The organism is Escherichia sp. KCJ4928 (assembly GCF_004352695.1).
Lineage (GTDB): Bacteria > Pseudomonadota > Gammaproteobacteria > Enterobacterales > Enterobacteriaceae > ECMA0423.
Map to the genome: position 1 here is coordinate 1 of NZ_SJWV01000429.1, position 1,134 is coordinate 1,134.

General features: G+C 38.0%; 1 protein-coding gene and 1 pseudogene. Both read left to right on the top strand.

Annotation, left to right across the window (positions count from 1 at the left end; genetic code table 11):
* Positions 1-138, top strand: a pseudogene (locus E0D98_RS24550) (sel1 repeat family protein); the annotation flags it as partial.
* Between the two features lie 634 nt (positions 139-772).
* A partial coding sequence (locus tag E0D98_RS24565) for an Imm57 family immunity protein (protein WP_238881542.1) occupies positions 773-1,134 on the top strand: 362 nt, incomplete at its 3' end.

A 1,134-nucleotide genomic window follows, 5' to 3' on the forward strand; every position in this document is an offset into this window, starting at 1 on the left:
GAATCTTATAATTTGAATAGAGCTATTTATTGGATGGAATTCGCTGTAAATAACGGTAATATTGATGCAAAGAGCAAACTTCAAGAGCTCAAAAAGCTAAAGCGAATGGATAGAAGGAAGAATAAGGAGAATCCGTAAAAGCAATAGTTCATCAGACTGCCGCAGCAGTAGTATGATGATGAATCAGGGCTGTACTATAACTATTATCGGTAACATTAACCGCAGCAGGGGCGGTATAACACTCAGGCTCCGATTGGGCTGGAAGGTAGGTGGAATTTTTATCAGTATCCGTTGAACCCGATTTCTGGAATCGATCCCCTTGGGATTAGCCACCTGTTTATACAGTATAACTTTAGGTATGCTTTCGTGTGTTTCAGATATACCATGTGATGATAATTTTTATGATGTGCTTAGTATTCCAGTCGCTTCTGGTAATAATATGCAATGTAAAAATAATCCCCGTTGTACACATTTATAAATAGATGGCCAATACCTCAAGGCCTATGGAGTTAGAATGTTAATGACCCGGGAGCAAGCAATAGAAAACCTGACGGCATACGATTAGTACCGTCAGTTAATACAGGAACTTATAATCGCAATGGATTTTCAATACATAGTTGTTTAAACGCTTTTGGTCCGTCTTTAGGACCTCGATTCTGTTCCGAGGGTTGTATAACTGGTTTATCTAATGACATGCAAAAATTAAATGAGTTAATATTTTCAGAGCCAGATAGCACATTAACAGTTACGGACTAAAAAATATGGCAAGGTTATTAACAATTGTATTTTTTTCTCTATTTCTGCGAGTGCAGTTACTGCAAGACAATTTCAGAGAGAGTTAGATTTGGCAGACAAAGCAATATTATGGGCACTAATATCAGCCAGTACTAAAGAGGGACGAAAAGCGTGTTCACTAAGCTATTTTGCCTGTAAGGCCGCAGAGGCTGAACTCGGACTGGCATATATGGCTGCGAATGATAACAAGGAATTTCTCACATCCTTATCTAATATAATGAGGTACAAAATAGATGCTGGACTTTCCGAATCCTATACATGCTATTTATTAAGTAAGGGAAAGATCATAAGACCATATCTGAAAAATCTAAATCCACTCCAACTTGCCGCTGATTGCAT